The 862-nt window shown below is 62.6% G+C and carries 1 pseudogene; it reads right to left on the bottom strand.

The features are described from left to right. Positions 1 to 862, bottom strand: a pseudogene (locus C8273_RS12575) (autotransporter outer membrane beta-barrel domain-containing protein); the annotation flags it as partial.

Genomic DNA, 862 nt, shown 5'->3' with positions numbered 1-862 from the left:
CATCGCCCGTGAGCGTCACGGGGGCCGTCACCCCTGCGAACTGATACGACTCCGCGCGGATGCTCGTCACGCCCGTATCCGAATGCGTGTCCGTGTCGATGTTGCGCTCCGTCGTATCCGTCGTCGTTGTGATTGCGCCCGTGTAGTTCGCGAGGACAAGCCCACCCGCATTGTGCAGGAGCGTGATGCCTGTCCCGGAACCCTCGACGCTGAGTTGCGCCCAATCGATGCCCGTACCACCGCCACTTGCGAGGCTGAGCATTGGCGTAGCCGCATTCGCGCCCGTGAGGTCGAAGCGATACTTCTGAAAGCCCTCAATCTGATATGCGGTGTTGTTGCCCTTGACGACGAGCGTATTGCCCGACGCGCCGTTCGCCTCGCTTGCCAGACCTCCGACGACCACACCCCCGATGGAGGCGTTCGTAAGCTGTACCGTATTGTCATTTGCGGTCGTTCCGCGCCCTCCGACGACACGTCCTGCGACATGCGCGCCGTCGATGTGCACGGTATTCTTCGTTGCTGCACCGTTTGCCGCAAATCCGCCGTAGACGTTCGTTACGGTCACGCCGCTCTTGACCGTGACAGTATTGTCATGGCTGTCGTTCTTATCCGTCTGCGTCGTGCCAGCGCCGCTCGTGTGACCGCCGTAGAAGTCGGCATAGCTGCCCGAGGTCAGCTCCACTGCGTTGTTGCGCGTAGAGTTGCCCGCACGCGAGATGCCGCCGTAGCCATTCGCATCGCCCGTGAGCGTCACGGGGGCCGTCACCCCTGCGAACTGATACGACTCCGCGCGGATGCTCGTCACGCCCGTATCCGAATGCGTGTCCGTGTCGATGTTGCGCTCCGTCGTATCCGTCGTCGT

This window comes from Candidatus Centipeda massiliensis, assembly GCF_900290285.1.
Taxonomy (GTDB): Bacteria; Bacillota; Negativicutes; order Selenomonadales; family Selenomonadaceae; genus Centipeda; species Centipeda massiliensis.
The sequence above is the reverse complement of the archived record's forward strand: the minus strand, read 5'-3'. Positions and strand labels throughout refer to the sequence as shown.